The following is a 25978-nucleotide window of genomic DNA, read 5'->3' as shown; positions in this document are numbered from 1 at the left end:
GTCTTGTGAGTGGAATGAGCGAAGAGCTGGCAACCGTAGTGGCCATTGATGGACAACATGCCTGGGTGGAGTGCGAACGGCGCTCCGCCTGCAGCGGTTGTCATCAACAGTCCAACTGCGGCACCGGCACGGTAGCCAAGGCGTTTCCGTTGCAGGCGCAGCGGCTGCGGGTGGCGCTCACCATCGAGGTGAGCGTCGGTCAGCAAGTAAGGCTCGGCATCCCCCAGGCGAGCATTCTGCAGGGGGCCGCGCTGGTCTACGTGCTGCCGCTGTTCTGCCTGCTGGCGGGAGCCCTGCTGGGGCAACTCTGGCTGGCTCCCTTGCTGTCGGCCGGGGAAGGGGTCACCATCCTCAGCTGCCTGCTGGGCGGCCTTATCGGATTTTCACTGGTTCGTTACTTTTCCAACCGGCTCGATCAGGGGGCTTATGGTCCCCGCATGCTGGGTGTGGTCCTGCCCACCCGCCACCTCTCCTGACACTGTCCAGGCCTGTATTTCTGGTGCTTCGTCGACTAAAGATTGGCCGTCGACCGGGTTATCCAGTAAAATCCTGCCTCCATATCCGGCCCTAACCTAATTTTGAGTGATTCTTGCTCGATGAAACACATTCGTAACTTTTCGATTATTGCGCACATCGACCACGGTAAATCGACCCTGTCGGACCGTCTGATCCAGACTTGTGGCGGCCTGTCCGACCGCGAGATGCAGGCTCAGGTGCTTGACTCCATGGACCTGGAGCGCGAGCGCGGCATTACCATCAAAGCACAGAGTGTGACCCTGAACTACCAGGCACAAGACGGTAACACCTACCAGCTGAACTTTATCGACACCCCTGGCCACGTGGATTTCTCCTACGAGGTCTCCCGCTCGTTGGCGGCCTGTGAAGGGGCGCTGCTGGTGGTGGATGCCGGCCAGGGGGTTGAGGCACAGACTCTGGCCAACTGCTATACCGCCATGGAAATGGATCTGGAAGTGGTGCCAGTGCTGAACAAGATCGACCTGCCGGCCGCCGAGCCGGAGCGGGTTGCCGAAGAGATCGAAGACATCGTCGGCATCGACGCGGTCGATGCGGTGCGCTGCTCCGCCAAGACCGGCCTGGGTGTTGACCTGGTGCTGGAAGAGATCGTGGCCCGGATCCCGGCGCCGGAAGGTGATCCGGATGCGCCGCTGCAGGCGCTGATCATCGACTCCTGGTTCGACTCCTATCTGGGCGTCGTGTCGCTGGTGCGGATCAAGAACGGCTCGCTGAAGAAGAATGACAAGATCAAGGTGATGAGCACCGGTCAGGTGTGGGGTGTCGATCGTATCGGTATCTTCACGCCCAAGCAGGTGGACACCATGGGGCTGGGTTGTGGCGAGGTAGGTTGGGTTGTCTGCGGTATCAAGGACATCCACGGCGCGCCGGTGGGTGATACCCTGACCCAGGCCAAGAACGGTGCCGAGAAGGCGCTGGCTGGCTTCAAGAAGGTGAAGCCGCAGGTGTATGCGGGCCTGTTCCCCATCTCCAGCGATGACTACGAGTCGTTCCGCGACGCCCTCGACAAGCTCTCCCTGAACGATGCTTCCCTGTTCTTCGAACCGGAGAGCTCCACCGCGCTGGGCTTCGGCTTCCGTTGCGGCTTCCTCGGCATGCTGCACATGGAGATCATCCAGGAGCGGCTGGAGCGTGAATACGATCTGGATCTCATCACCACGGCGCCGACCGTGGTCTACGAGATCGAGCTGACCGACGGTACCACCATCCACATCGACAGCCCGGCCCAGATGCCCGCCATCACCAGCATCAAGGAGATGCGCGAGCCGATCGCCGAGTGTCACATCCTGCTGCCGCAGGAGTACATGGGCAACGTGATCACCCTCTGTATCGAGAAGCGCGGCGTGCAGACCAACATGGTCTACCACGGCAAGCAGGTGGCGCTGACCTACGAGATCCCGATGGCGGAAGTGGTGCTCGACTTCTTCGACCGCCTGAAGTCCACCAGCCGCGGCTATGCCTCGCTGGACTACGGCTTCAAGCGCTTCGAGACCTCCGACATGGTCCGTCTGGACATCATGATCAACGGTGAGCGGGTCGACGCCCTGGCCATCATCACCCACAAGGAGAACGCCCAGTACCGCGGTCGCCAGGTGGTGGAGAAGATGCGTGAGCTGATCCCGCGCCAGATGTTCGATATCGCCATCCAGGCTGCCATCGGCAACCAGATCATCGCTCGCAGTACCGTCAAGGCCCTGCGCAAGGACGTGACCGCCAAGTGTTACGGTGGTGACGTGAGCCGGAAGAAGAAGCTGCTGAACAAGCAGAAAGAAGGTAAGAAGCGGATGAAGTCTCTGGGCCGTGTCGACGTGCCGCAGGAAGCTTTCCTCGCAATTCTCCACGTCGGAAAGGACTAATAGATGGCAAGCACGTTTTCCCTGATCCTGGTGGTGGTCTGCGCGATCACCGGTGTTATCTGGTGTCTGGACAAGATGATCTGGTCCAAGCAGCGGGCCGCCAAGATTGCCGTGGCCCGTGCCCACGGCGGCGCCCATCTGGACGAGAAAACCCTGGCCAAGGTGGCGCCGGTGCCGGTCTGGATCGAACAGACCGCCGGGGTATTCCCGGTCATCACGCTCGTGCTGATCCTGCGTTCGTTCATCTTTGAACCGTTCCAGATCCCGTCGGGCTCCATGATGCCCACCCTGCTGGTGGGCGACTTCATCCTGGTGGAGAAGTTTGCCTATGGCCTCAAGGATCCGGTGACCAACACCAAGTTCCTCGAGACCGGTGAGCCCAAGCGCGGCGACGTGGTGGTGTTCAAGTATCCGCTGGATACCCGGGTGGACTACATCAAGCGGGTGGTCGGCATGCCGGGGGATCGGGTCATCTATCGCAACAAGGAACTGATGATCCGGCCCAAGTGCGATGAGCAGGAAGGGAAAACGTGCCCGGGCTTCCAGAAGCTCGACGTCAAGTTTGAACAAAGGGGTGAATTTACCCAGATGGGGATCCCGCTTGACCGCTATACCGAGCAGCTGGGCGAGGTGTCTCACGAGACCCTGCGCAACCCGCTGATGCCCGATATGGTCGGCCGTTACTACCGCCAGCCCGGCACCTACCCAGACGAATGGGTGGTGCCGGAAGGCCAGTACTTCGTGATGGGTGACAACCGTGACAACAGTACCGACAGTCGTTTCTGGGGCTTCGTGCCCGAGCAGAACCTGGTCGGCAAGGCGGTCGCTATCTGGATAAGTTTTGAATTCGAGCGCGAAGAAGGCTCCCTGCTGCCAAGCTGGGTACCGACAGGGGTGCGCTTCAACCGCATTGGCGGAATCAAGTAAATGAATATCAAGATGAACAGACTGCAGTCCCGTCTCGGGCATGTCTTTCAGGATCAAGAACTGCTGACCCGGGCGCTGACTCACCGCAGCGCCGGTTCCCGTCACAACGAGCGACTGGAATTCCTGGGTGACTCCATTTTGAGTCTGGTGATTGCCGATGATCTCTTCCACCGCTTCCCGCAGGCGGCGGAAGGGGATCTCAGCCGGATGCGCGCCACTCTGGTACGCGAGAAGACCCTGGCCGAACTGGGCCGGGAGTTCGACCTCGGGGATCACCTGATCCTGGGGCCGGGCGAGCTGAAAAGCGGCGGTTTTCGCCGTGAATCCATTCTGGCCGACACGGTCGAGGCGGTGATCGGTGCCGTCTATCTGGATACCAATCTTGAGACGGTACGGACACTGCTGCTGGGCTGGTACGCCAGCCGCCTGGAAGAGATCAAGCCGGGCATAGAACAGAAGGATCCCAAGACCCGTCTGCAAGAAATTCTGCAGGGAAGCCGCAAATCCCTGCCGACCTACACAGTGACCAACGTCAAGGGCGAAGCCCACAACCAGGAGTTCACCGTCCAGTGTGACGTGGAAGGCCTGGATGGTCCGCTGGTCGGGGTCGGCACCAGCCGTCGCAAGGCCGAACAGGCCGCTGCGCAGCAAGCATTGGAAAAACTGTCATGACAGATACCACCTACTGCGGCTTTGTCGCCATCGTGGGCCGCCCCAACGTGGGCAAGTCCACCCTGCTCAACAAGCTGCTTGGCCAGAAGGTCAGCATCACCTCGAAGAAGCCCCAGACCACCCGTCACCGGATTCTGGGGATCGACACCGAGGAAAACTACCAGACCATCTATGTCGATACACCGGGTCTGCACATCGAAGAGAAACGGGCCATCAACCGCCTGATGAACCGCGCCGCCACCAGTTCGCTGGGGGACGTGGCCATGGTGGTGTTCATGGTCGACGGGACTCACTGGACCAAGGACGACGAGATGGTGCTGGGCAAGCTGCGCCACCTCAAGTGCCCTGTGGTGCTGGCGGTCAACAAGATCGACAACGTCAAGGAGAAAGAGGATCTGCTGCCGCACCTCGAGTGGCTGGGCCAGCAGATGAACTTTGCCCACATCCTGCCCATCAGTGCCGAGAAGGGCACCAACGTGGAGAAGATCCGCGAGTGGGCCAAGGATCTGCTGCCGGAGAACGTCCACTTCTTCCCGGAAGACTACGTGACCGACCGCTCCTCCCGCTTCATGGCCTCCGAGATCATCCGCGAGAAGCTGATGCGCTTCACCGGTGAGGAGCTGCCCTACTCGGTGACGGTGGAGATCGAGCGCTTCAAGGTGGAGGAGAACGGTCTCTACCACATCCATGGCCTCATTCTGGTGGAGCGCGATGGCCAGAAGAAGATGGTCATCGGCAACAAGGGCGAGAAGATCAAGACCATCGGCACCGAGGCGCGCCTCGACATGGAGCGGCTGTTCCAGAACAAGGTTCACCTGGAGCTGTGGGTCAAGGTCAAATCCGGTTGGGCTGACGACGAGCGCGCCCTGCGCAGTCTCGGCTACGGTGACGACTGATTGCTGACCCCGGCTTTCGTCATCCACAGTCGGCCCTATCGGGAGACCAGCCAGCTGGTCGAGGTTTTCACCCAGGATAGTGGCCGTTTTACTCTGGTGGCTCGCGGTTCCCGCGGGCCACGCTCGCCTCTGAAGGGGCTGTTGCAACCCTTTACCCTGCTCACCATCGCCTGGCGCGGCAAGGGCGATCTCAAGAATCTCACCCAGGTCGAGTGCCCGGATCACTCCCTGCGGCTCGGCGGCGATCGCCTCTTCTACGGCCTCTATCTCAACGAGCTAGTCTACTACCTGCTGGAAGCCCACACCCCGTTCCCCGAAGTGTTTGACGCCTATGCCCGCGCCATCATGGCGCTGGCCGACGGCGAGACGCCGGAGCTGCCCCTGCGCCGCTTCGAATTCCTGCTGCTGCAGGCGCTCGGCTACGCGGTGGACTTCGAATATGCCGCCGACGACGAGTCGCCGATCCAGCCCGAGCTGCTCTACGGCTTCGAGCGTGAATTGGGCTTTGTCGCTTGCGAGCGGGCGCCGGATCCCCGTACCCTGTTTCTCGGCGCGCACCTGCTGGCCTTTGCCGAGGGGCGCTTCGACAGTCCGCCCCTGCTGCAGGCGGCCAAGCGTTTCAGCCGGCTGGCGCTGCAGCCCTATCTGGGGCGGCGCCAGTTGAAGAGCCGGGAGCTGTTTTTAAAACGCCGTAATAGCTTGGGTTAACCGCCCTGCGGCGTTAACCAACACGGCAAGAATGTTACCTAGGTCCGATTACGCTGCGCTAATCGAACCTACGAGCTGCCACACACGTGACATATGGATATCGGCGCTGGCGCCAAGGCGGCAGTTGCACAGTTAACAGCGAAGAGTTTCAAGGAGTCCTCAATGAGTGAAATCTATCTGGGTGTGAACATCGATCACATCGCCACCCTGCGCAACGCCCGCGGCACCCAGTACCCGGATCCGGTACAGGCTGCCTTCGTGGCCGAGCAGGCCGGTGCCGATGGCATCACTGTGCACCTGCGCGAAGATCGCCGTCACATCACCGACCGTGACGTGGAGATCCTGCGCCAGACCATCCAGACCAGAATGAACCTGGAGATGGCGGTGACCGAAGAGATGATCGGTATCGCCTGCCGCATCCAGCCCCACTTCGTCTGCCTGGTGCCGGAGAAGCGCACCGAGGTGACTACCGAGGGTGGTCTGGACGTGGCTGGCCAGCTGGACAAGGTGACCGATGCGGTGGCCCGCCTCGCGGCTGTCGGCGCTCAAGTATCCCTCTTCATTGATGCGGATCCGCTGCAGATCGATGCTGCCGCCGAGAGCGGTGCCCCCTTCATCGAGATCCACACCGGTCGTTACGCCGATGCCACCACGGATGCCGAGCGCAACGCCGAGTTCAAGCGCATCGCCGCCGGTGCCTCCTACGCCGCCGGCAAGGGCTTGAAGGTCAATGCCGGCCACGGCCTGCACTACCACAACGTCAAGGCCATCGCCGCCATCCCCGAGCTCTATGAGCTCAACATCGGCCACGCCATCATCGGCCGCGCCGCCTTCGACGGCCTGGCCAAAGCGGTCAGCGACATGCGCCTGCTGATGCAGGAAGCCCGTCAGGGGATCTGATCTGCAGGCAGGGGCTGGGCCCCGTGGCACGAAGAGAAAAGGGACGCCACGGCGTCCCTTTTTGTCAGGTCAAACTTGGTCTGGGTCAGGACTTTTTCGCAGCCGCGGGTTTGGCTCCTGCCGGGGTCAGCTCTAGGGTGATGAGCTCCAGCGGCGCCAGGGTGATGAGACTGGGGGCATCGAGGGTGGCCGGCACGCTGGCATTGCTGCCGTAGCGCGGCTGCACCGTGAAGCGGGTAGCCTCGCCCGCCGGGATCTCCAGCTGGCGCTGAGGCTCCAGCAGGAATGTCTGCGGCTTACTGGAGGGATTGCGCAGGGTGATGAAGGCGCGGCTCGGACTCCAGGCCGCCCAGCCGTACACCGCCAGCAGGGTGGGGTCGCCACCGATCCAGTGGCTGTCGAACAGCACGGCCTGGTTCTGTTGCGACCAGAGAGCCGCCTTGGCCAGCAGGTCCCAGTTCTGGCCGCTCAGCAGTTCCGGCGTGAGATAGAGCTCCTGCAACTGGGTGCCGGTGGCGAAGTAGCTCCAGGCCTGATCGGCGAAGTCTTGCGGTGACTGCCGATCCAGATGCTTGGCCTGTTTGGCATAGACCAGCCCGTGCAGCATCAGGGAGTTGAGCGGGAACAGGGGGCCGTTCTTGACGATGGAGCGATAGGTCTCGGCATCCCGGTAGGTGATCCACTGCTGTACTTTGGAGCCGGGTCCGTAGAAGTTGATGTCATCGCCGCCGCGCCAGATGGAATCGGCAAAGAACAGCCAGGCGGGGGAGGCGGTGGTGCCGGTGGTCAGGTTGATGAACACCTTCGGATTGGCGGCCCGGGCATCCGCGATCAGATGGATGGCGGCATCGAAGTCGCTGGTGAAGCGACTCCCCTCGATCAGCTTGTCCGCATTGCCGGTCCCGTCGAACTTGAAGTGGCTGACCCCTTGATCCTTGATGAGCGAGATCACCTTCTGGTGGAAGTTCTGGTAGTAGACCGGGCCGGAGAGGGCGAACTTGCCATCGCTCAGCTCATAGCCGAACTCGGCGGCATGGGAGACCCGCTCATCCCTTGGCTTGTTGTAGCCACCCCAGGGGGAGAGCCAGATCCCGAGCTGGGCATGGTAGCGTTCGGCCGCACGCTTGAGCTTGCTGAAGCCGTTGGGGAAATCCTTGCTGAAACCCCAGTTGCCCAGTCGATCGTCCCAGCCGTCGTCAAACAGAAAGCCGTTCATGGGCACGCCGCGCCGGCTGATCAGCGCCTCGCCGAACTGATCGATGCGCTTGAGTGCCTCGGCCTCCGTATAGGGATTGAAGAAGCCGATGTCGAGCCAGGAGTTGTAATGCAGGTAGGGGGCGTAGGGGCGATCGCGGGCCTCGTTGAGGAAGCGGTTGAAGTCGCGTCTGAGCTGACCCTCGCCAAAGGTGCCGACATAGGTGCGATAGCTGAGCGGCTTGCCTTCGGTGAGCGGCAGTTTGAGCGGGATCAGCTGGCTGACGCCACCCTCGTAGGCCCGGGTATTGACCAGCGGATTCTGGGGGGTAATGAAGAAGCTGTCGCTGACGATGGGCGAGCTGTTGATGGCGCCATAGACAAACGGCGCCTGGGAGTGGAAGGGAAGCATGGAGAAGCCGTTGATCTTTTTGCCGTTCTTGAGGGTGTCGAGGGCAAAGTCGATGCTGGCGTAGCGCTTGTCCCGGCCCAGCCGGATGGCGCTCTTGACCACGAAGTCGGCATTTTCCAACGCCATCTCGATCCGGTCGTCGCTCTTGGTGAATGCGGTGACCCTGAAGTCGGCGGAGGGGGTCAGCCGATCATCCGTCCCCTTGATGTCGAACAGGTTGTCTGAGCGAATGAGATCGCCGTTGGCGGTATTGGTGAAGGTCAGCTCCCGGAACTTGCCGGCATCGGTTTCGACCTTGATACGGTACTGGTCACCCTCCAGCGACAGGGTTTCGGCCTGGGCGAAGGGGGTCAGCATGAGCAGCAGCGTCATGGCGGTACGTGCGTGCATGGTTGTCTCCACGTGTTGATGTGAGTGAGGTGTGAGTCGGCAGACCTCACCTGTGATACCAGGATGGAGGCAGGCTCGCCGCAGCGGGCCCGCCTTTGGGATTACAGCTTGCCGTCACTCATGCACGTGCGGATCTTGGCGGCGACCACCTCCTCCATGGCGGCCATGGCGGGTACCAGATACTGGCGCGGGTCGCTGGCGTCGGGGTGAGAGGCCAGGAACGCCTTCATGGCGTCGGAGAAGGCGATCTTGAGCTCAGTGGCCACGTTGACCTTGCACACCCCGAGCTCGATGCAGCGGCGCACGTCCCGGTCGGGAATGCCGGAGGCGCCGTGCAGCACCAGCGGCACCGCTACCCTGGCCCGGATGGCGGCGAGGCGCTCGAAGTCTAGGCGCGGCTCCTCCTTGTAGAGGCCGTGGGCCGTGCCGATGGCGACGGCCAGGGAGTCGATGCCGGTACGCGCCACGAACTCGGCCGCCTTGTCCGGGTCGGTCAGATGGGCGTTGGCGGCGTCCACGATGAGGTCATCCTCCTGCCCGCCGAGCTGGCCCAGCTCGGCCTCCACGCTCGCCCCCATGCGGTGACAGAAGGTGACGACCCGCTGCACCTTGGCGACGTTCTCCTCGAACGGCAGGTGGGAGGCGTCGATCATGGCGGAGTGGATGCCGGCCTCGACCTTGTAGTGGATATCCTGCTCGTCCTCGTGGTGGTCCAGATGCAGTACCAGCGGGATGCGGTACTGATGGGCGGCCGAGGCGCAGATGGAGACCAGGTACTCGACCCCCGCGTGGCGGTAGGTGCCCGGCGTGGCGGCCAGGATCACCGGGGAGTTCAGCTTGGCGGCGGTGCGGGCCACCACCTCGACGGTCTCCAGGTTGTGGATGTTGAAGGCGGGCACCGCATAGCCGCGGCGCTGGGCATCTTTAAGCATTTCGTGGGACGAGATCAGATACATGAGGACTCCTTGGCACCCTGGCGGGCACCAGCTTCAGGGAAAGAGAGCGTGGCAGGGGCGGGGAGGATCTCCCGGCCCGTCACCCAGATATGTTGTTGATTGAGTTCCGCGGTCAGGGCGAGCAGGTTGGCCTGCTTGCCGACGGCCAGCGAGCCGAGGCGATGTTCCATCCCCAGCATCCGGGCCGGTGCCAGCGAAGCCATGCGGATGGCTTCCTCCAGTGGCACGCCGGCCAGCTGCACCATGTTGCGCACGGCGCCGAGCAGGGTGAGGGTGCTGCCCGCCAGGCCACCGCTTTCGGTGCGCACCACTCCGTCCTTCATCTCCACCCGGTAGTCGCCGAGCAGGTAGTGACCGTCCGGCATGCCGGCGGCGCGCATGGCATCCGTGATGAGCAGCAGGCGATCCCTGGCGCAGCAGTGGCAGAGTCTGAGCACGCACGGATGGACGTGGTGGCCGTCGGCGATGAGCTCCAGCCAGGCATCGGGATGCACCAGGCCTGCGCCGGCCATGCCGGGTTCTCTGTGGTGCAGGCCGCGCATGCCGTTGAAGCAGTGCACCAGTCCGGAGGCCCCCGCCGCCAGCGCCGCCATGGTGGTGTCATGGTCGGCGGCGGAGTGACCCAGCATCACCCGGATGCCGATCTGCTTGAGATGACGGATGGCGGCCAGCGCCCCGGTTTTCTCGGGGGCGAGGGCGACCACCTTGAGGGTGCCTCGTGCCACCTGTTGCAACTGGTCGAGCTCCGCCAGATCCAGCTCCCGGAACAGGGCCGGATCATGGGCGCCCTTGTTGTCAGGGGTGAAGTAGGGCCCCTCCAGATAGCTGCCGAGCAGTTGCGCGCCCGGCAGGGGGCTCGCCATGGCATCGGCGATGCGACCCAGGGTGCTGAGGATGGCGGGCAGCGGGGCGGTGACCGTGGTGGCGAGGAAGGCGCCCACCCCTTCCGCCGCCTTGGCAAGGGAGAGGCGGGCCAGGGCGTCGGCCGCCTCGTCCATCACGTCGACGCCGGCCCCGCCGTGAACATGGCCATCGATGAGGGCGGGCACCAGCAGCTCGACCTCCCGCACCGGGTCGTCGGCCGGGATGGGGCCGATGGCGGTGATGACGCCCCCTTCATGGGTCAGTACCTGATGTGTCAGCCAGCCCTGCTCGGTCAGCAGGCGGTGGGCGCGGATCCGCTCTGCCATCTAGATCCCCTCCTCGGCCAGCGTCTCGGCCCGCTCGCGCGCCAGCTCGTCCACCAGGCTGGTGAGGCCGCGATGACCGCAGCACAGCGCCTGTTCGCGAAACTGGGACGGGGTCAGCTCGCCGCGCTCCATCACCATCTCCAGCAGCAACTGCAGATTGGTGCCGGTGACCACTTCCCGCCCGGGCTGGCGCAGCGCCAGGGTGGAGGCGACCCGAAACGGGGTTCCCCCCAGCAGGTCGGTCAGAAAGACCACCCCATCCCCTCGCTCAACCTGGGTCAGGGCGGTTTCGCACTGATCCTGCAGCAGGGCCGTGGTGGAGGACTCGGGAAAGTCGATGGCGACCACCGCCTCCTGCTCGCCGAGGATCTGCAGCATGGCCTGTTCCATGCCGCTGGCGAAGCCGCCGTGTCCGCAAATGATGATGCCCAACATAATCTGTTCCTTTACAGCAAAGGGCCGGCCTGGTGCCGGCACCGGATTAGAGGAAGCCTGCAAACTTGCCGACGATGCCGAGCACGACCGTGATGACGATGAGGCGCAGCGGGCTCCAGCCGCGGCGGATCAGCCCATACATGGCCAGGGTGTAGAGCAGCGGCAGGAAGGCGGGCATCAGCTTGTCGAGCACGTCCGCCTGCAGTTTCACCACCGCATCGCCGGCGGTGATCTCCAGGGTGGTGCCGAGCCGCACATAGGTGGCGACCAGGGCGCCGATCACAGTCATGCCGACGATGGAGGCGGCATGGCCCACCTTGCGGGTGTTGGCCTTGATGAGCGGAATGGCGGCCACCCCCATGCGGTAGGCGTAGTGCGCCAGCCCGAAGCGCAGGCCGAAGTGCACCAGGTTGAACAGCAGGAAGAAGACCACAGCCCCCATGATGGAACCCTGCAGGGCCAGGTCGGCGCCGATGCCGCCGCAGATGGGCAGCAGGGTGAGCCAGAACATGGCATCGCCGATCCCGCCTAGCGGGGCACCGACCGCGATCTTGGTGCTCTGGATGCTGTTGACGTTCTGCTTGGAGCGCTCCATCGCCAGCACTATCCCCATCACGAAGGTGACCAGGAAGGGGTGGGTGTTGAAGAAGCCCATGTGCCCCTTCATCGCCCGGGAGAGATCCTTGGGGTTGGTGTGGATCTTTTGCAGTGCCGGCAGCAGGCCGTAGAGCCAGCCGGAGGCCTGCATCCGCTCGTAGTTGAAGGAGGCCTGCAGCAGCAGGGAGCGCCAGGCGAAGCGGTTGATGTCCTGGCGGGTCAGCTCGGCCCCGAGTTGCTGATCTTCGTAGACGTCGTCGGAGACGGTGCGGGTCGGTTGCGGCTCGGCCGCCTGGGTCAGCCGGGTAGCGGTGTTGTTAGATGCCATCTTCAGTTTCCTCCTGGATGGGGCGGGCTTGTGGCGCCGGGTCCTTGCGCATGAAATCGATCAGAGCCATGGCCAGGGCGGCCGCGGCGATGGCCAGCACCGGCAGCTTGAGCCAGGCGGCGGCAACAAAACCGAGGATGAAGTAGGGGATGTAGACGTTCTTCATCATGATCTTGAGCAGCACGGCGAAGCCGATGGCGGGCATGATGCCGCCGGCGACGCCGAGGCCGTCGATGAGACGGGCGGGCAGCACGTCGATGGCGCTCTTGGCGTGTTCGGCCCCGAAGTAAGTGGGCAGGAAGGCGCACAGGAAGTAGAAGGAGCCGAGCGCCAGCAGCGCCAGGTAGTTGACCCGCTCGATGCCGCGCACATCCCCCTGTTCCGCCATCCGGTCACAGCGGGACATGACCCCCGACATCACCGAGAAGAGGAAGGTGATCCCCATCTGGACCGCCACCGCGAACGGCACTGCGACCCCGACCGCCACATCCGGCTTGACCCCGGTGGTGATGGCGAAGGTGGCGCCGACTATGGTGCCGATGATGACGTTGGGCGGTTGCGCCCCCGCCAGCGGGGCCAGCCCCATCCAGACCAGCTCCAGGGTGCCGCCCACCAGAATGCCGGTGGGCAGGTCGCCGAGGATCAGGCCCACCAGCGGGCCCAGTACCACGGGCCGGTGGAAGTGGGTCAGGCCGTTGAACAGGTCAAGCCCGGCGAAGAACGCCAGCATGCCCAGCAAGAGCCCTTGCAACAAACTGATTTCCATCACAATTGTCCTTAATCAGATGAGGTTGAAAATGTCCTGTGCCGGTTCGGTCGGCACCCCCTGGACAAAGCAGGTGACGTGGGCGTCCTGCAGGGCGCGAAACGCCGCTATGTCCGACTCGTCCACCGATACCGTCTTGTGGATCTGACGCTTGCCGTCGGCGTAGTGCATGTTGCCGACGTTGATGCGGGGGATGGGCACCCCGCCCTCCACCAGGGTGCGAAAGTCCGCCGGACTCTTGCACACCAGCAGGATCTTCTGGCGATCGGCGGCCTTGCCGATGTTGTCGATCACCTTCTGCAGCGGCCAGAAGCGCACTGCGATGCCCTCTGCCAGCACCATCTCCATCAGGTTCTGCTGGATGGGGTCCTCTGCGACTTCGTCATTGGCCACCAGCACCAGATTGGCGCCGGCGAAGCCGACCCATTGCACGCCGACCTGACCGTGGATCAGGCGCTCGTCGATACGGCTCAGCACTATGTTCGGCATCAGACGCCTCCTTGCTGGTTGAACGGATAGATGTTGACCCCCTGCACGACCCGGTTGACCCGCCCGCTCGGGCAGGGGTTGTCCGGGGTGATGCCCAGCACCAGCGCGGTGTGGAAGGCGTAGTACTGGGCGTAGAGCAGGTAGCAGAGCGCCAGCTCGGCGTCGTCACCGTTGAGGGGGGTGGGCAGATAGATGTGTTCGCCGGCGCTGATGAGCGGATCCGGCCGGTCGGCCAGGGCGACCACCCGGGCGGCATGGCCGTCCTGGCGCAGCTCGCCGAGCAGGTCCAGGTCGTACTGGCGGGTATAGGGATCGTTGGACACCAGCAGCACGATCAGGGTCTGCCGATTGATGGCCGACTTGGGCCCGTGGCGAAAGCCGGTGGGGGAGTCGTGCATGGCCATCACCTGGCCGGCGGTGAGCTCCAGTAGCTTGAGGGCTGCCTCCTGGGCCACCCCCTGCAGGCTGCCGCTGCCAAGGTAGATGACCCGCTCCGGCAGCGGTCGATCCCACTCGGGCACCTTCAGTTCGGCCTGGGGCAGAATGGCGTCCCCCAGCGCGATGAGCGGCTGGCTGGCGATCGGGTTGAACTGGCGTGGCAGGAACACCGCCAGACAGCTCAGCATCATGCTGGTCAGGCTGCTGGTCATGGCAAAGCTGCGGTCGTGGGTCTGGGGCGGCATCAGCAGCGCCAGGGAGCGGGCATCCTTCTGACAGCGGCGATAGAGCTCCCCTTCGCCGTTGCAGGTCAGCACCAGGTGGTGGCACTCGCTCAGCAGCTGGCTGGCCAGCTCGACCGCCGCCACGCTCTCCGGGCTGTTGCCGGAGCGGGCGAAGGAGATGAGCAGGGTCGGGCAGTCCTGTGCCAGGTATTCGCCCGGATCGGTGACGATGTCGGTGGTGGCGATTGCCTCGAAGCGGCCGTTGAGGCGGGCACTGAGATAGGGGGCGAGGGCGCGGCCGGCAAAGGCGGAGGTGCCGGCTCCGGTCAGGATCACCCGCAGGTTGCCTCGTGACAGCAGGGGCAGCAGGAAGCGCTCTATGGTGGCGCGGCACTCCTCCACCATGGTGAGGGTCTCCCGCCAGGTGGCGGGTTGCTGGCGAATTTCACGGGCGGTGGCCAGGCCGTTGGCCGACCGCAGCGTCTCTTCTGGATAACCAAGGATCATCTCTACAACTCCTTATACAACCGGGGTCAGCCGGGAGTGGCTGGCGGGGACGGCGCTGCAGGCCGCCGCGTATTGGCGCAGCACCTCCTGCACCTGATCGAGAATGAGGTCGTGAATCCGGGGCGACAGCGTGCCCTGGCGCACCTTGCGGTATTGCAGCGGCAGGTGCTGGCTGAGCAGCGGCAGGGGAATGGGTTCGGCGGCCAGGTTGGCCAGCAGCCGGGCGTAACAGTCGTCGACCCGGCTGTCGGGCCAGTAGTAGCGAATGCGATCGGAGTAGCTGTAGCCGCGGGCCAGCCGGCACTCGTTGGGGCTGCCCTGATAGTGGCTGCGCCAGAAGTCGGGGCGATCCAGCATGGTCTCTTCCAGCACCTGGCGCAGGCCCGAGCAGGACTTGGCCACCACCAGCTCCTCCTCGATGGCGGCGAGGGCAAACAGTGCCTCGCGCAGGGCAAAGGTGAGGGCGGGGCCGACCTTGAGGATGGCGAAGTGATCGCGCACCAGCTGGCGGTAGGCGTCCGGGGTCTGGTAATCGGTGGAGTGGGCCTCGAACACCAGATGGGGATAGGCCTCGATCATCCGGCTCAAGGGGGCGGCCCGCTCGGGACGGTAGTCGATGACGTGGGTGTGGTCGAACTCCACGCCGGGCTGCACCACCAGACCAATCACCCGCGGCCAGAGCTGGGCCAGTCCGGCCTGCTCGAAGGCTTGCTGGTGGGCGACCAGGGTGTGGCGCGCCGCCTCCGGCGTGGTGACAGCCAGCTCGGCCAGCTCTTCGTGGGCGCCGCCCGGTACCGGCACTTCGGTGCCAATCACATAGACCAGGTCGCTGTGGCCAAACTGCCGGATGGCGGTCTGTTCGGCCACGTTTGCCAGCCGGGCGGCGCGCGCCGCCACCAGCTCGTCGGTCAGCGGCACCGGATCCCCCTGGCAGGACATGCTGCAGTCGAGGTGGATCTTCTTGAAGCCGGCTGCGACATAGCTGGCGATGAGATCCTCGGCATGGGCCATGGCCTGTGCGGCGGGCTCGCTCTGCCAGCGGTTGGGGCCGAGGTGATCCCCACCCAGTACCAGCCGCTGTACGGGAAAGCGGCATTCGGCGGCGAGCCGGTGCAGCAGGTCGCGAAAATCGGCCGGCGTCATGCCGGTGTAGCCGCCAAATTGATCCACCTGATTGGAGGTGGCCTCGACCAGCAGCAGCTGATCCCCTTGCGCCGCCAGTCGCAGGGCCGCCTCCAGCACCAGCGGATGGGCGGAGCAGACGGCGTAGATCCCGACCTGCTCCCCCTGCTTGTGTTGTGCGACCAGATCCAGCATTGATTTCATTTCCCTCTTCCTCTTGGCCTGAACAAGATGCTTTGCTTTCGATATCTTTCTTTACCCTAGGCGTACGGCGTTCGAAACGAAATAAAAGCGTGTTCACATCTTGAGCAAGATCACAAAAAGAAATGAATCGAAAGTGTTGTGGCTGTTTTAGGGAGTCTGACGGCACTTTTCAATTCAATGAAAGCTTGATTTGCCATCGAGGCTGAGTGTTAATAGGGAAACGTAACGAAGTGAAAGCTCTACTTTCACCACAGGACTCCGGCAGAGAGACTATGCAAATCACCGAAAAGAGCGTGCTCGGCACCAGCGAGCGACGGGAGCGCATCATTCAGCAGCTGCGCAGCAATGGCAGCGTTCAGGTCAACGAGCTGGCCGGCCACTATCAGGTATCTACCGTCACCATCCGCAACGATCTGGCATTTCTGGAGAAACAGGGGGTGGCGGTGCGCGCTTACGGTGGCGCCCTGTTGTGTGAATCCGGCCAGCCGGTGGCCGAGCGCACCATCGCCGACAAGAGCGTGCTCAACACTCCGGTCAAACAGCGCATCGGCGCCATGGCGGCGAGCCTGGTGCAGCCGGGTTGCCGCCTCATTCTCGACTCGGGCACCACCACCCTGGAGGTGGCACGCCACCTGCGCGATCACCAGGAGATAGTGGTGATGACCAACGGCATGAACGTGGCGAATGCCCTGCTGGAGGCGGAAGGGGTGGAGCTGCTGATGACGGGGGGTCACCTGCGCCGCAAGTCGCTCTCCTTCTACGGCGCCCAGGCGGATCTCTCCTTGCAGAACTATCACTTCGATCTGCTGTTTCTCGGGGTGGATGGCATCGATCTGGAGCGCGGCGTCAGCACCCATCACGAAGACGAGGCCAGGCTCAACCGCTGCATGTGCCACGTGGCCGAGCGGATCATCGTCGTGACCGATTCCAGCAAGTTTGGCCGGCTGAGCCTGCACAAGATCATCGATACCCGGCGTATCCACACCCTGATCACCGACGACGCCATTGCGGCCGAGACCCTGGCCGGTCTGCGTCAGGCCGGGATAGAGGTGCTGCTGGTGGAGGCCTGAGCAGGCACTCGACGGAGAATGCAAAAGAGGGACGCCGCGGCGTCCCTCTTTTGTGTTCGGTGACGAAACTCAGCGTTGCTCGGGAAAATAACGCTCGAGCAGGGCAGTGAGGATGGCCTGGCTCTCGGCATCCGCTTCACCGCTGACCAGGGCGGGCCTAAAGTGGAGCTGGAAGGCGCGCAGGGCGGCGCGGCTCTGCTCGTCCCAGCTGCCGCTCGGGGCGACGCCGTAGCCGTAGCGGGCCAGCCGTTGCTGCCAGCCGAGGGCATCCCAGGCCGGTGCCGGCTGCTGGCGCAATTCGGCCAGCCGGGTTTCGTCGGGCCAGGCTCCCACCCCGTAGTGCAGGGCCAGCTCGCGCCAGGGGAAGTGGGGGCCGGGATCCTGCTTGCGCTCGGGGGCGACATCGCTGTGAGCCAGCACCTGGGTGGGGGGGATCTGGTAGCGCTCGACCAGCTTGCGGGTGAGGGCGCCGAGGGCGGCTATCTGTGCCTGGGTGTAGGGCTGCCAGCGCCGCTGGTGGGCGGGCTGCAGCTCATCTTCTGGCGGGTAGCCGAGGTTGACGATCTCGATGCCGAGTGAGCTGGCGTTGAGCCCCGCATATTGATGCCAGCGACTGCGGCCGGCATGCCAGGCGCGCTGGCTGTCGGGCACCAGCTGGTAGACCGGCAGCGGCCGCTCATGGGTATCGCGCGGGATCAGGTAGTGGGCGCTCACCTGATGGGCCGGCTCGGTCAGCAGGCGCAGGGAGTGGCCATCGTCTTCGTCCGTGTAGTGCAGGATCAGAAAGGCGATGCGCTCGTTCTGGCTGGCGCTCTGATAGTCGTTGTTGAGCCGATAGGGGGCGGGCTGGCAGGCGCAGAGCAGCAGGGCGAGGCAGAGCGCAAACCCGTAGCGACGAGTGTCCGGGAAGAGAATACCCAGTTGCCATGGCCGGCGCCACCCACCGGCCGCCTGCTGGCGGGATGACGGTGAGTGCAGACGCCGGCCCATGGTTCAGCCGCGATACTTGGCGGTGAGACCGATGAGGAAGTTGCGCAGGATCTGATCCCCGCAATCCTGATAGTGCTTGTGGTCCCGTGAACGGAACAGGGCGCTCAGCTCGGACTTGGAGAGGTTGAAGTGGGCCAGCTTGAGGGTGCCCAGCATGTCCTCTTCCTTGAAGTTGAGGCCGATGCGCAGCTTGCGCAGGATCATGTTGTTGTTGATCCGGTTCGGGATCACCTGGGCCGGCGCATCTTCCCGCGCGCCACGGCGCACCAGGATGAAGCCGTCGAGGAACTGGCTCAGGGCCGAATCCGGACAGGCGGCAAAGCCCGCTTCCTGCTCTTCCCCTTCCTCCGCCTCTTTGATCAGCCAGCTGTGCAGCTGGGCATGGGTGACGGTCAGGTTGCCCTTGGCAAACATGTCGACCATCTGGTCGTTGCTGATGCGGAGGGCGTAGCGCAGGCGGCGCAAAATATCGTTGTTGGTCATGTCGACTCCTGTGGAAACGGCGCAACTTTACCATCTGGCGGGGCCCGCGTCAGAAAAAGCGGGTTGCCCGGTTCAGGATAGATAGCGTGGTGCCTCCTGGCGTACCTGCTCCATCGCATCCTGCAGCTCCAGCAGCTCGGGCTCGAGTTCGGCCACCGGCACCCCGTCGCGCAGCTGCTGCTCCAGCTGGGAGAGCAGTCGCTGCAGGCCGGGGACGCCGGAATAGGCGCAGCCGCCATTGAGGCGATGGAGCTGGGCCAACACCTCGCTATCCTCCACCTGGCCGGCAAGCGCCGCCTCCAGCACCGGATCCACCTCGTCGAAACTGGCCATCAGCATGGTCAGCATCTCCTTGGCGAGATCCAGCTTGCCCGCCGCCTGACGCACCGCCAGTGACCAGTCGATCTGCTGGCTGGCGTGATTCTGGTGGCGACGATGGGCGAAGTCGGTGATGAGCTTGGCCAGCATGGCCTCGTCGATGGGCTTGGCCAGGTAGTCGTCCATGCCCTGGCGGATCAGCCGCTCCCGCTCGCCGGGAATGGCGTGGGCGGTGACCGCGACGATGGGGGTCTCGGTGTTGAGGGACTGGCTGCGAATCGCCTGGGTGGCGCTGATGCCGTCCATGATCGGCATCTGGATATCCATGAAGATGATGTCGAACGGCTGGCTCTGGGCCAGTCTGACCGCCTCCTTGCCGTTCTTGCACACCACCACCTGGCTCACCATCTCCTTGAGCATGGCGGCGATGAGCTTGAGGTTGGCGGCGTTGTCGTCCACCGCCAGCACCTTGATCTCCTGCACGCTGCGCGGGGAGGGGGTCGGCAGCGGGGCGCTGCGCACCGCCTCGGGGGAGAGCAGGGCGTGCAGCAGCTTGCGATGGTTGATGGGTTTGGAGAGGCAGTGCTGGGCGCCGTGGGCCAGCATGGCCTCGTAGAGCGAAGGTTCGTGGCTGCTGAGCAGCACTATGGTGTTCTGCTGGCGATCCAGCCCGTCGAGGCGCGCCACCACCTGCTGCGGGCTGTGCTGGGTACCGCTGCCGATGATCACCATGTCCTGGCTGCTCATGTCGGGCCAGGGGGCGTCGCTGGCGAGGGATTGCACCTCCAGCTGCCACTCCGCCAGCAGAGCACAGAGGGCCGAGTGGCTGAAGGGATCCGGCTCCAGCAGCCAGACCCGCTTGCCCTGAATGCGATCCAGCGGCAGCTTGTCGGTCTGGGGCAGGGGAGAGACCTCCAGATCCAGGCTGAAGGAGAAGACCGACCCCTTGCCGAGCTCCGATTCGAACCGGATCTGGCCACCCATCTGCTGTACCAGCTTCTGGGTGATGACCAGGCCGAGGCCGGTGCCGCCATAGCGGCGGGAGATGGAGGAGTCGGCCTGGTTGAAGGCCTGGAACAGCTGGCGCTGCTGCTCTTCCGAGATGCCGATGCCGGTGTCGCGGATCAGCACGTTGAGCCGCACCTTGCTGCCGCTGGCACTGCCGATCTGTTCGATGCGCACATCCACGTTGCCGTGCTCGGTGAACTTGATGGCGTTGCCGGTGAGGTTGGTCAGCACCTGCTGCAGGCGCATGGGGTCGCCGGTGAGGTAGTCCGGCACCTCGGCATCCACCTGCAGGGAGAGCTCCAGCTGCTTGTCGTGGGCGCTGGGGCCGAGCAGGTGCATGGTCTCGTTGAGAGTGTCGCGCAGGCTGAACGGGATGTGCTCCAGCTGCAGCTTGCCCGCCTCCAGTTTGGAGAAGTCGAGGATGTCGTTGATGATGCCGAGCAGGTTGCGAGCCGACTTCTCGATGGTCTGCATGTAGTCGGTCTGGCTCGGAGTCAGGCTGGTCTTGAGCAGCTGGCGGGTAAAGCCGATGACCCCGTTGAGCGGGGTGCGCAGCTCGTGGGACATGTTGGCGAGGAACTCCGATTTGACCCGCGCCGCCTCCTGCGCCCGCTTCTTGGCCATGTCGAGCTCGACGTTCTGGATCTCGATCTGCTCCAGCGTCTCGCGCAGGTCGGAGGTGGCCTGATCGATGTTCTGCTGCATCTCCTCGTGGTATTCCGAGAGCGCCTTGGCCATGGCGTTGATGCCGTTTTTCAGCATGTCGAGCTCGCCGGTGAGTTGGCCGCTGACCCGGGTATCGAGCCGCCCCTCCCTGATCTTGTGCACCGCCTGCACCATGTCGGTGATGGGCTGGGTCACGCTCTTGACCAGCCTGAAGCCGAACAGGGTACTGAAGGCGATGCCGATGAGCACCATGATCACCGCGAAGAAGGTGTCGCGGTATTGCAGGATCATGGCCCGGTCGGTGGTCATCTGCATGGAGATGTAGCCGATCATCGGCGGCTCCACGTCGCTTGGCAGCGGGAAGCCATCCATGCTGGTCTCGGCCTGGATCGGGGTGCGCAGTATGATGTCGTCGCCATAGAGGGTGACGCTGGTGAGCTCGGGGATCTGGCTGCCGTCCGGCAGCCGCAGCCGGGTGAAGTCCCTGTGGTAGTTGGACGTCACGAACAGCTGGTTGTCCTGGGTGAAGACGGCGATGGACTTGATGAGCGGCGAGTTCTTGCGGTGGGTGAGGCCGATCAGCCGCTTGAGCGACTCGCGGCTGTGCTGGGTCATCCCGTATTCGCTGGCGATGGCCAGCGGCTCTATGATGTTGATGCCCTGATCGATGAGGTTGTTTTCCAGCTGCTGATAGCGGTGGAAAGTGAAATAGCCGGCCATCAGGCCGCCGATGATCAGGGTCGGCAAGATGGTAAAGGCCAGCACACGCGCCCGAAGGCCGTATTTGGTCATGCGGATGGTCCCCCGATGAGCAGGGTTGGCAATGGCGTAAACGAGCGGGAGCGGGCCCACAGGCCGTATTTGGTCATACTATTATTCTTGTGGGACAATAGCCTGCTGCAGATTCCACAATCATGACATAGCCACCTATAGGCACCAAGTTTTATGGCCCAGTTTTTCAAGCCCCAAAAGAAATCCACCCAGCCCCAACGCATTGAATTTACGGTAGACAGCCTGGATCACCACTGCGTCGGGATCGGCCGCCATCAGGGCAAGGCGATCTTCATCGAAGGGGCGCTGCCCGGTGAGCAGGTCAAGGCCCGCATCCTTGAAGACAAGAAGCAGTATGCCCACGCCGCCCTGCAACAGGTGGTGACCCCGGCGGCCAATCGTATCGCCCCCTTCTGCAGCCACTACCGCGAGTGCGGCGGCTGCAGTGCCCAGCACCTGGCCGAAGCAGATCAGCGCGCCGCCAAGGAGGCTGGCCTGGTCAGCCTGTTCGAGCGGCTTGGCAACATCCAGCCTCCGGCGCTCGAGCCCGTGCTGGGCGGAGAGTCCCGCGCCTATCGCCGGGTCTGCCGGCTGGCCATCAAGTTCGACAAGAACGGCCGCTGCACCCGGGTGGGCTTTCGTCGTCGCCAGTCCAATGATCTGGTGGAGATCGGCGGTTGTCCGGTGCTGGCCGAGCCGCTCTCCGTGCTGATCAGCCCGCTGCGTGAGTGTCTCAACCGCCTCAAGAGCCAGCGCGAGCTGGGCCATGCGGAACTCATTCAGGCCGAGCAGGGCATCCTGATGCTGCTGCGCCATACCGGCCGGCCGACCGAGGCTGATCGGGCGCAACTGATCGAGTTTGCCAAGACGCAGGGGATCGACCTCTATCTGCAGGCGGCCGACGAGCAGATTGAGCCGCTGCACCAGCAGTTTGCGCCCTCCTACTCGCTGGATGGCCTGTCTCTTGCATTCGCTCCCGGTGACTTCATTCAGGTCAACGCGCCGGTCAACCAGCGCATGGTGGAGCAGGCGCTCTGCTGGCTGGAGGCGGGCAAGGATGACAAGGTGCTCGATCTGTTCTGCGGCATCGGCAACTTCACCCTGCCGCTGGCCCGTCAGGCCCGCGAAGTGGTGGGGGTAGAAGGGGAGCTGGCTATGGTGGCGCGCGCCGAAGAGAACGCCCGTCGCAACGGCATCAGCAATGCCCGTTTCTACAAGGCGGACTTGAGCGGCGACATCGCCGGCATGTCCTGGGCACGGGAAGGCTTCGATCTGGTGCTGCTGGATCCTGCCCGCCCGGGTGCGTTCGAGGTGATGGAGCACGTCGTGAAACTTTCACCCAGACGGGTGGTCTACGTTTCCTGTAATCCGGTCACCCTGGCGCGCGACAGCCAGGTGCTGGTGAAAGGGGGCTACCGGCTGGTGCGCCTCGGCATGCTCGACATGTTCCCCCACACCGGCCATCTGGAGTCCATGGCGCTGTTCGAGCGCAAGTAACGGGCGCTGCGGGGCAGATGAAACGCTATGGCCAAACGCCAGGTTGCGTGGCATTTGCCCGGTCCATAACGCTGTCTGGGCGGCCATGATTGGGGTAATCTAGACCCTCGTAAATCGGCAGGGGCTGGCGGAGAACTCTATTGTCTTTCTTGACAATATGCCTTGAAAAAATCTCCGCATATCCCCATTTGAGGCATTCTCATGAGGGGGAGGGGGCGACAGCCTTCGGCCCAATAATTTAAAGGATTGATACCATGGTTGCGGTTCGCGATATTCATTTGAAAGACAACTTCACCCTGGAGGAGTGGGTCAGCTCGCTCACCCTGAGTGACAGTGACAAAGATCAGCTGCGAACCGTCTACCAGTACTGTCTGACGCTCGGTGACGAAGCGCTCACCAACCGCCTGCTGGTCCGCGGGGTCGAGATGGTGGGCATCCAGCTGATGCTCAGCATGGATCTCGGCACCCTCAAGGCCGCCATCATCTACCCCTTCGTCGAAGCCGGTCTCATCAGCCAGGAGCGGATGGACGAGGACTTCGGCCCCAAGATCGCCAAGCTGGTGGAAGGGGTGCTGGAGATGGAGGCCATCCGCTCCCTGCAGACCCTGCACCGCAGCGAAACTTCGCCGGAACAGGTCGACAACGTGCGCCGCATGCTGCTCGCCATGGTCGAGGATGTGCGCGCCGTGGTGATCAAGCTGGCGGAGCGGATAGCCTGCCTGCGGGAAGCGAAGAAGGCGGATGAAGAGACCCGGGTGCTGATGGCCCAGGAGATCACCAACATCTACGCCCCGCTGGCCAACCGGCTCGGCATCGGTCAGCTCAAGTGGGAGCTCGAAGATCTCGCCTTCCGCTACCTGCACCCGGATACCTACAAGCAGATCGCCAAGCAGCTCGACGAGAAGCGGCTCGATCGGGAGCGCTACATCCGCGAGTTCGTGCAGTCCCTGCGCGATGCCCTGAAAGAGGCGGGGGTCGAGGCCGAGGTCTACGGCCGGCCGAAACACATCTACAGCATCTGGCGCAAGATGCAGAAGAAGCACCTCGAATTCAACGAACTGTTCGACGTGCGGGCGGTGCGGGTGGTGACCAAGCGGCTGCAGGATTGCTATGCGGCGCTCGGCATCGTTCATACCCACTTCCACCACATCCCCCGTGAGTTTGACGACTATGTCGCCAACCCCAAACCCAACGGCTACCAGTCCATCCACACAGTCGTGGTGGGGCCCGAGGGCAAGACGGTGGAGATCCAGATCCGTACCGACCAGATGCACCAGGATGCCGAGCTCGGCGTGGCGGCGCACTGGCGCTACAAGGAAGGGGCGCAGGCCGGCGGCAAGGCCAACACCTTCGAAGACAAGATCGAGTGGCTGCGCAAGCTGCTCGCCTGGCAGGAAGATCTCTCCGAGAGCGGCTCCCTGCTCGAAGATCTGCGCAGTCAGGTGTTCGAGGACAGGGTCTACGTCTTCACCCCGAAAGGGGATGTGATCGATCTGCCGGCGGGCGCCACCCCGCTCGACTTTGCCTATCACGTGCACAGCATGATCGGCCACCGCTGCATCGGCGCCAAGATTGACGGCCGCATCGTGCCGTTCACCTATGCGCTGCAGACCGGCGATCAGGTGGAGGTGATCACCCAGAAGGAGCCGAACCCGAGCCGCGACTGGATGAACCCCAACTCCGGCTTCCTGCGCTCCAGCCGGGCGCGGGCCAAGGTGGCCACCTGGTTCAGAAAGCTGGATCGGGACAAGAACATCGCCGCCGGCAAGGAGTTGCTGGAGAAGGAGCTGGACAGGCACAACCTGACCCTCTCCAAGGTGGACAAGGTGGTGCTGGAGCGCTTCCATGCCGACGAGCTGGAAGATCTGCTGGCCGGCATCGGCAGTGGCGACATCCGCATCAACCAGCTGCTGAACTACCTGGACACCCGCTACAACAAGCCGACGGCGGAAGAGGAAGATCGCCGCCTGCTGGAGAAGCTGGAGCAGAAGGCCAACGTGCCGTTCCGGCCCAAGCCCAAGGATCACATCGTAGTGGAAGGGGTCGGCAACTTGATGACCCATATCGCCCGTTGCTGCCAGCCCATTCCGGGGGACGGTATTCAGGGTTTCATCACCATGGGGCGCGGCGTCTCCATCCACCGGGAGGATTGCGAGCAGCTCAAAGAGCTCTCCCGTCGCAACCCGGAGCGGCTGATCGACGCGGTATGGGGGGAGAACTACTCCGGCGGCTACGGCCTCACCATCCGCATCCTCTCCAACGACCGCTCCGGCCTGCTGCGCGACATCACCACCGTGCTGGCCAACGAGAAGATCAACGTGATGGGGGTGCGTTCGCGCTCCAACGTGCGCGAGCAGACCGCCGAGATCGACATGGAGTTGGAGATTTACAACATCAACGCCTTCAACCGGGCGTTGGCCAAGCTCAGTCAGCTCAACGATGTGATCAGCGCCAAGCGCCTCTGATTGTCATCAACAACCAATTCGTGACCGACCGCCAGGTCGGTCACTGTTTTCCCCCTGCGTTACGAATCAAGAAGCGAATATCCCATGTCCCAACGTTACGACCTGCCTCAACTGCTCGACATCATGGCCAGATTGCGCGACCCGAACGGGGGTTGCCCCTGGGATCTGAAGCAGAGCTTCCAGACCATAGTGCCGCACACCCTGGAGGAGGCCTACGAGGTGGCCGATGCCATCGAAACCCAGGATTGGGACGGATTAAAGGGTGAACTGGGCGATCTGCTGTTCCAGGTGGTGTTCTACGCGCAGCTCGGCAAGGAACAGGGGCTGTTCGATTTCGCCGATATCGTCGATACGGTGAGCGAGAAGCTGATCCGCCGCCATCCCCATGTTTTCTCCGATGCCGACCTTGGCGACGAGCAGGCGGTGAAGGTGAACTGGGAGGCGGAAAAAGCCAGAGAGCGGGCCGCGCTCGACAAGGAGAGCGTGCTGGACGATATCCCGCTCTCGCTGCCGGCCCTGACCCGCGCCGCCAAAATTCAGAAACGCTGCGCCACCGTCGGCTTCGATTGGAAGACCCTGGGCCCGGTGGTGGACAAGATCCACGAGGAGATCGACGAGGTGATGGAAGAGGCGCTGATGGCCGACGTGGACGAGGAACGGGTGAGCGATGAGCTCGGCGATCTCTTGTTCGCCACCGTCAATCTGGTGCGCCATCTGGGAAAGGATCCGGAGCAGGTATTGCGGGGCGCCAACGCCAAGTTCGAACGCCGGTTTCGTCAGGTTGAGCAGTTTATCGCCGCAGAAGGGCTGAAAGTGAGCGACTGTTCGCTGGAAAAGCTCGATGCCGCCTGGGACAGAGCCAAGGAAACCGAACAAAGTTGATTTGGCGCAAGATGGGGGCGCCGGGAGCCTGATAGATTTTTGTTCATTGTTTGGGAGAGGGGGTTTTGGTATACTGTTTCCCC

The 25978-nt window shown here is 63.5% G+C and carries 23 protein-coding genes; 11 read left to right on the top strand and 12 right to left on the bottom strand.

Annotation, left to right across the window (positions count from 1 at the left end; genetic code table 11):
• Positions 1-14: 14 nt before the first annotated feature.
• From ACPW75_RS16530 to pdxJ, 7 genes are all read left to right on the top strand, one after another.
• Positions 15-476 (top strand): SoxR reducing system RseC family protein, encoded by a 462-nt coding sequence (locus tag ACPW75_RS16530; protein ID WP_011704746.1) that lies wholly within the window; start codon positions 15-17, stop codon positions 474-476.
• A 120-nt stretch (positions 477-596) separates the two neighbouring features.
• The gene (gene lepA / locus ACPW75_RS16525; RefSeq protein ID WP_016349519.1) at positions 597-2390 is read left to right on the top strand and encodes a translation elongation factor 4; all 1794 of its coding nucleotides are present in this window, start codon (positions 597-599) and stop codon (positions 2388-2390) included.
• Between the two features lie 3 nt (positions 2391-2393).
• Positions 2394-3317 (top strand): signal peptidase I, encoded by a 924-nt coding sequence (gene lepB, locus ACPW75_RS16520; protein WP_016349520.1) that lies wholly within the window; start codon positions 2394-2396, stop codon positions 3315-3317.
• Positions 3318-3989, top strand: coding sequence for a ribonuclease III (gene rnc, locus ACPW75_RS16515; protein WP_044799232.1), 672 nt, complete (start codon positions 3318-3320; stop codon positions 3987-3989).
• Positions 3986-4885: a GTPase Era gene (gene era, locus ACPW75_RS16510; protein ID WP_011704750.1), complete on the top strand. Its 900-nt coding sequence runs from the start codon at positions 3986-3988 to the stop codon at positions 4883-4885. The genes rnc and era overlap by 4 nt, the downstream gene beginning before the upstream one ends.
• The gene (recO, locus tag ACPW75_RS16505; protein ID WP_039214654.1) at positions 4886-5593 is read left to right on the top strand and encodes a DNA repair protein RecO; all 708 of its coding nucleotides are present in this window, start codon (positions 4886-4888) and stop codon (positions 5591-5593) included.
• Between the two features lie 162 nt (positions 5594-5755).
• Complete coding sequence (gene pdxJ, locus ACPW75_RS16500; RefSeq protein ID WP_016349522.1) at positions 5756-6493, top strand: pyridoxine 5'-phosphate synthase; 738 nt, start codon at positions 5756-5758, stop codon at positions 6491-6493.
• Between the two features lie 85 nt (positions 6494-6578).
• Here pdxJ and ast read toward each other — a convergent pair whose 3' ends face one another.
• The 9 genes from ast to kbaZ all read right to left on the bottom strand — a co-directional run bounded on the left by ast (position 6579) and on the right by kbaZ (position 15745).
• Positions 6579-8489 carry a thermostable cytotonic enterotoxin Ast gene (gene ast / locus ACPW75_RS16495; RefSeq protein WP_077096108.1) on the bottom strand — a complete coding sequence of 637 codons (1911 nt, stop codon included), beginning with the start codon at positions 8487-8489 and terminating at the stop codon, positions 6579-6581.
• Positions 8490-8590: 101 nt separating this feature from the next.
• Positions 8591-9445 carry a tagatose bisphosphate family class II aldolase gene (locus ACPW75_RS16490; RefSeq protein WP_077096107.1) on the bottom strand — a complete coding sequence of 285 codons (855 nt, stop codon included), beginning with the start codon at positions 9443-9445 and terminating at the stop codon, positions 8591-8593.
• Positions 9436-10635, bottom strand: a complete 1200-nt coding sequence (gene nagA, locus ACPW75_RS16485) for an N-acetylglucosamine-6-phosphate deacetylase (protein WP_077096106.1) — start codon at positions 10633-10635, stop codon at positions 9436-9438. The genes ACPW75_RS16490 and nagA overlap by 10 nt, the downstream gene beginning before the upstream one ends.
• Positions 10636-11070, bottom strand: coding sequence for a PTS galactosamine/N-acetylgalactosamine transporter subunit IIA (gene agaF / locus ACPW75_RS16480; protein WP_010635027.1), 435 nt, complete (start codon positions 11068-11070; stop codon positions 10636-10638).
• A 46-nt stretch (positions 11071-11116) separates the two neighbouring features.
• Positions 11117-11995, bottom strand: coding sequence for a PTS N-acetylgalactosamine transporter subunit IID (gene agaE, locus ACPW75_RS16475; RefSeq protein WP_017410651.1), 879 nt, complete (start codon positions 11993-11995; stop codon positions 11117-11119).
• On the bottom strand, positions 11985-12761 hold the full coding sequence (gene agaW / locus ACPW75_RS16470) for a PTS N-acetylgalactosamine transporter subunit IIC (protein ID WP_042051145.1): 777 nt from the start codon (positions 12759-12761) through the stop codon (positions 11985-11987). The genes agaE and agaW overlap by 11 nt, the downstream gene beginning before the upstream one ends.
• Positions 12762-12776: 15 nt before the next feature.
• Positions 12777-13250, bottom strand: a complete 474-nt coding sequence (gene agaV, locus ACPW75_RS16465) for a PTS N-acetylgalactosamine transporter subunit IIB (protein WP_043160451.1) — start codon at positions 13248-13250, stop codon at positions 12777-12779.
• On the bottom strand, positions 13250-14419 hold the full coding sequence (locus ACPW75_RS16460; protein WP_077096105.1) for an SIS domain-containing protein: 1170 nt from the start codon (positions 14417-14419) through the stop codon (positions 13250-13252). The genes agaV and ACPW75_RS16460 overlap by 1 nt, the downstream gene beginning before the upstream one ends.
• A 12-nt stretch (positions 14420-14431) precedes the next feature.
• Complete coding sequence (kbaZ, locus tag ACPW75_RS16455) at positions 14432-15745, bottom strand: tagatose-bisphosphate aldolase subunit KbaZ (protein WP_077096104.1); 1314 nt, start codon at positions 15743-15745, stop codon at positions 14432-14434.
• A gap of 272 nt (positions 15746-16017) precedes the next feature.
• Between kbaZ and ACPW75_RS16450 the strand changes: the two genes are divergently transcribed.
• Positions 16018-16815: a DeoR family transcriptional regulator gene (locus tag ACPW75_RS16450; RefSeq protein WP_005309410.1), complete on the top strand. Its 798-nt coding sequence runs from the start codon at positions 16018-16020 to the stop codon at positions 16813-16815.
• A 69-nt stretch (positions 16816-16884) separates the two neighbouring features.
• Here ACPW75_RS16450 and ACPW75_RS16445 read toward each other — a convergent pair whose 3' ends face one another.
• The 3 genes from ACPW75_RS16445 to barA form a co-directional block, all read right to left on the bottom strand.
• Positions 16885-17805: an N-acetylmuramoyl-L-alanine amidase gene (locus ACPW75_RS16445; RefSeq protein WP_077096103.1), complete on the bottom strand. Its 921-nt coding sequence runs from the start codon at positions 17803-17805 to the stop codon at positions 16885-16887.
• Positions 17806-17808: 3 nt separating this feature from the next.
• Positions 17809-18288: a DUF1456 family protein gene (locus ACPW75_RS16440; RefSeq protein WP_077096102.1), complete on the bottom strand. Its 480-nt coding sequence runs from the start codon at positions 18286-18288 to the stop codon at positions 17809-17811.
• Positions 18289-18360: 72 nt separating this feature from the next.
• Positions 18361-21072, bottom strand: a complete 2712-nt coding sequence (gene barA, locus ACPW75_RS16435; RefSeq protein WP_043165792.1) for a two-component sensor histidine kinase BarA — start codon at positions 21070-21072, stop codon at positions 18361-18363.
• Between the two features lie 153 nt (positions 21073-21225).
• Here barA and rlmD point away from each other — a divergent pair, with 153 nt between their 5' ends.
• The 3 genes from rlmD (at position 21226) to mazG (ending at position 25895) form a co-directional block, all read left to right on the top strand.
• Complete coding sequence (gene rlmD, locus ACPW75_RS16430; RefSeq protein WP_077096101.1) at positions 21226-22548, top strand: 23S rRNA (uracil(1939)-C(5))-methyltransferase RlmD; 1323 nt, start codon at positions 21226-21228, stop codon at positions 22546-22548.
• A gap of 254 nt (positions 22549-22802) precedes the next feature.
• Positions 22803-25013 (top strand): GTP diphosphokinase, encoded by a 2211-nt coding sequence (relA, locus tag ACPW75_RS16425; RefSeq protein WP_077096100.1) that lies wholly within the window; start codon positions 22803-22805, stop codon positions 25011-25013.
• An 84-nt stretch (positions 25014-25097) separates the two neighbouring features.
• Positions 25098-25895 carry a nucleoside triphosphate pyrophosphohydrolase gene (mazG, locus tag ACPW75_RS16420; RefSeq protein ID WP_077096099.1) on the top strand — a complete coding sequence of 266 codons (798 nt, stop codon included), beginning with the start codon at positions 25098-25100 and terminating at the stop codon, positions 25893-25895.
• Positions 25896-25978: the final 83 nt, after the last annotated feature.

The sequence above is a fragment of the Aeromonas sp. FL131 genome (assembly GCF_049860615.1).
Taxonomy (GTDB): Bacteria; Pseudomonadota; Gammaproteobacteria; order Enterobacterales; family Aeromonadaceae; genus Aeromonas; species Aeromonas hydrophila.
Note: the sequence above shows the minus strand (reverse complement) of the source record. Positions and strands in the feature narration are given on the sequence as shown.

What these genes read in the sequence shown, in the direction of transcription:
- ACPW75_RS16530 (WP_011704746.1), top strand. Translation starts at nt 15, where the DNA reads ATGAGCGAAGAGCTGGCAACCGTAGTGGCCATTGATGGACAACATGCC.
- lepA (WP_016349519.1), top strand. Translation starts at nt 597, where the DNA reads ATGAAACACATTCGTAACTTTTCGATTATTGCGCACATCGACCACGGT.
- lepB (WP_016349520.1), top strand. Translation starts at nt 2,394, where the DNA reads ATGGCAAGCACGTTTTCCCTGATCCTGGTGGTGGTCTGCGCGATCACC.
- rnc (WP_044799232.1), top strand. Translation starts at nt 3,318, where the DNA reads ATGAATATCAAGATGAACAGACTGCAGTCCCGTCTCGGGCATGTCTTT.
- era (WP_011704750.1), top strand. Translation starts at nt 3,986, where the DNA reads ATGACAGATACCACCTACTGCGGCTTTGTCGCCATCGTGGGCCGCCCC.
- pdxJ (WP_016349522.1), top strand. Translation starts at nt 5,756, where the DNA reads ATGAGTGAAATCTATCTGGGTGTGAACATCGATCACATCGCCACCCTG.
- ast (WP_077096108.1), bottom strand. Translation starts at nt 8,489, where the DNA reads ATGCACGCACGTACCGCCATGACGCTGCTGCTCATGCTGACCCCCTTC.
- ACPW75_RS16490 (WP_077096107.1), bottom strand. Translation starts at nt 9,445, where the DNA reads ATGTATCTGATCTCGTCCCACGAAATGCTTAAAGATGCCCAGCGCCGC.
- nagA (WP_077096106.1), bottom strand. Translation starts at nt 10,635, where the DNA reads ATGGCAGAGCGGATCCGCGCCCACCGCCTGCTGACCGAGCAGGGCTGG.
- agaF (WP_010635027.1), bottom strand. Translation starts at nt 11,070, where the DNA reads ATGTTGGGCATCATCATTTGCGGACACGGCGGCTTCGCCAGCGGCATG.
- agaE (WP_017410651.1), bottom strand. Translation starts at nt 11,995, where the DNA reads ATGGCATCTAACAACACCGCTACCCGGCTGACCCAGGCGGCCGAGCCG.
- agaW (WP_042051145.1), bottom strand. Translation starts at nt 12,761, where the DNA reads ATGGAAATCAGTTTGTTGCAAGGGCTCTTGCTGGGCATGCTGGCGTTC.
- agaV (WP_043160451.1), bottom strand. Translation starts at nt 13,250, where the DNA reads ATGCCGAACATAGTGCTGAGCCGTATCGACGAGCGCCTGATCCACGGT.
- ACPW75_RS16460 (WP_077096105.1), bottom strand. Translation starts at nt 14,419, where the DNA reads ATGATCCTTGGTTATCCAGAAGAGACGCTGCGGTCGGCCAACGGCCTG.
- kbaZ (WP_077096104.1), bottom strand. Translation starts at nt 15,745, where the DNA reads ATGAAATCAATGCTGGATCTGGTCGCACAACACAAGCAGGGGGAGCAG.
- ACPW75_RS16450 (WP_005309410.1), top strand. Translation starts at nt 16,018, where the DNA reads ATGCAAATCACCGAAAAGAGCGTGCTCGGCACCAGCGAGCGACGGGAG.
- ACPW75_RS16445 (WP_077096103.1), bottom strand. Translation starts at nt 17,805, where the DNA reads ATGGGCCGGCGTCTGCACTCACCGTCATCCCGCCAGCAGGCGGCCGGT.
- ACPW75_RS16440 (WP_077096102.1), bottom strand. Translation starts at nt 18,288, where the DNA reads ATGACCAACAACGATATTTTGCGCCGCCTGCGCTACGCCCTCCGCATC.
- barA (WP_043165792.1), bottom strand. Translation starts at nt 21,072, where the DNA reads ATGACCAAATACGGCCTTCGGGCGCGTGTGCTGGCCTTTACCATCTTG.
- rlmD (WP_077096101.1), top strand. Translation starts at nt 21,226, where the DNA reads ATGGCCCAGTTTTTCAAGCCCCAAAAGAAATCCACCCAGCCCCAACGC.
- relA (WP_077096100.1), top strand. Translation starts at nt 22,803, where the DNA reads ATGGTTGCGGTTCGCGATATTCATTTGAAAGACAACTTCACCCTGGAG.
- mazG (WP_077096099.1), top strand. Translation starts at nt 25,098, where the DNA reads ATGTCCCAACGTTACGACCTGCCTCAACTGCTCGACATCATGGCCAGA.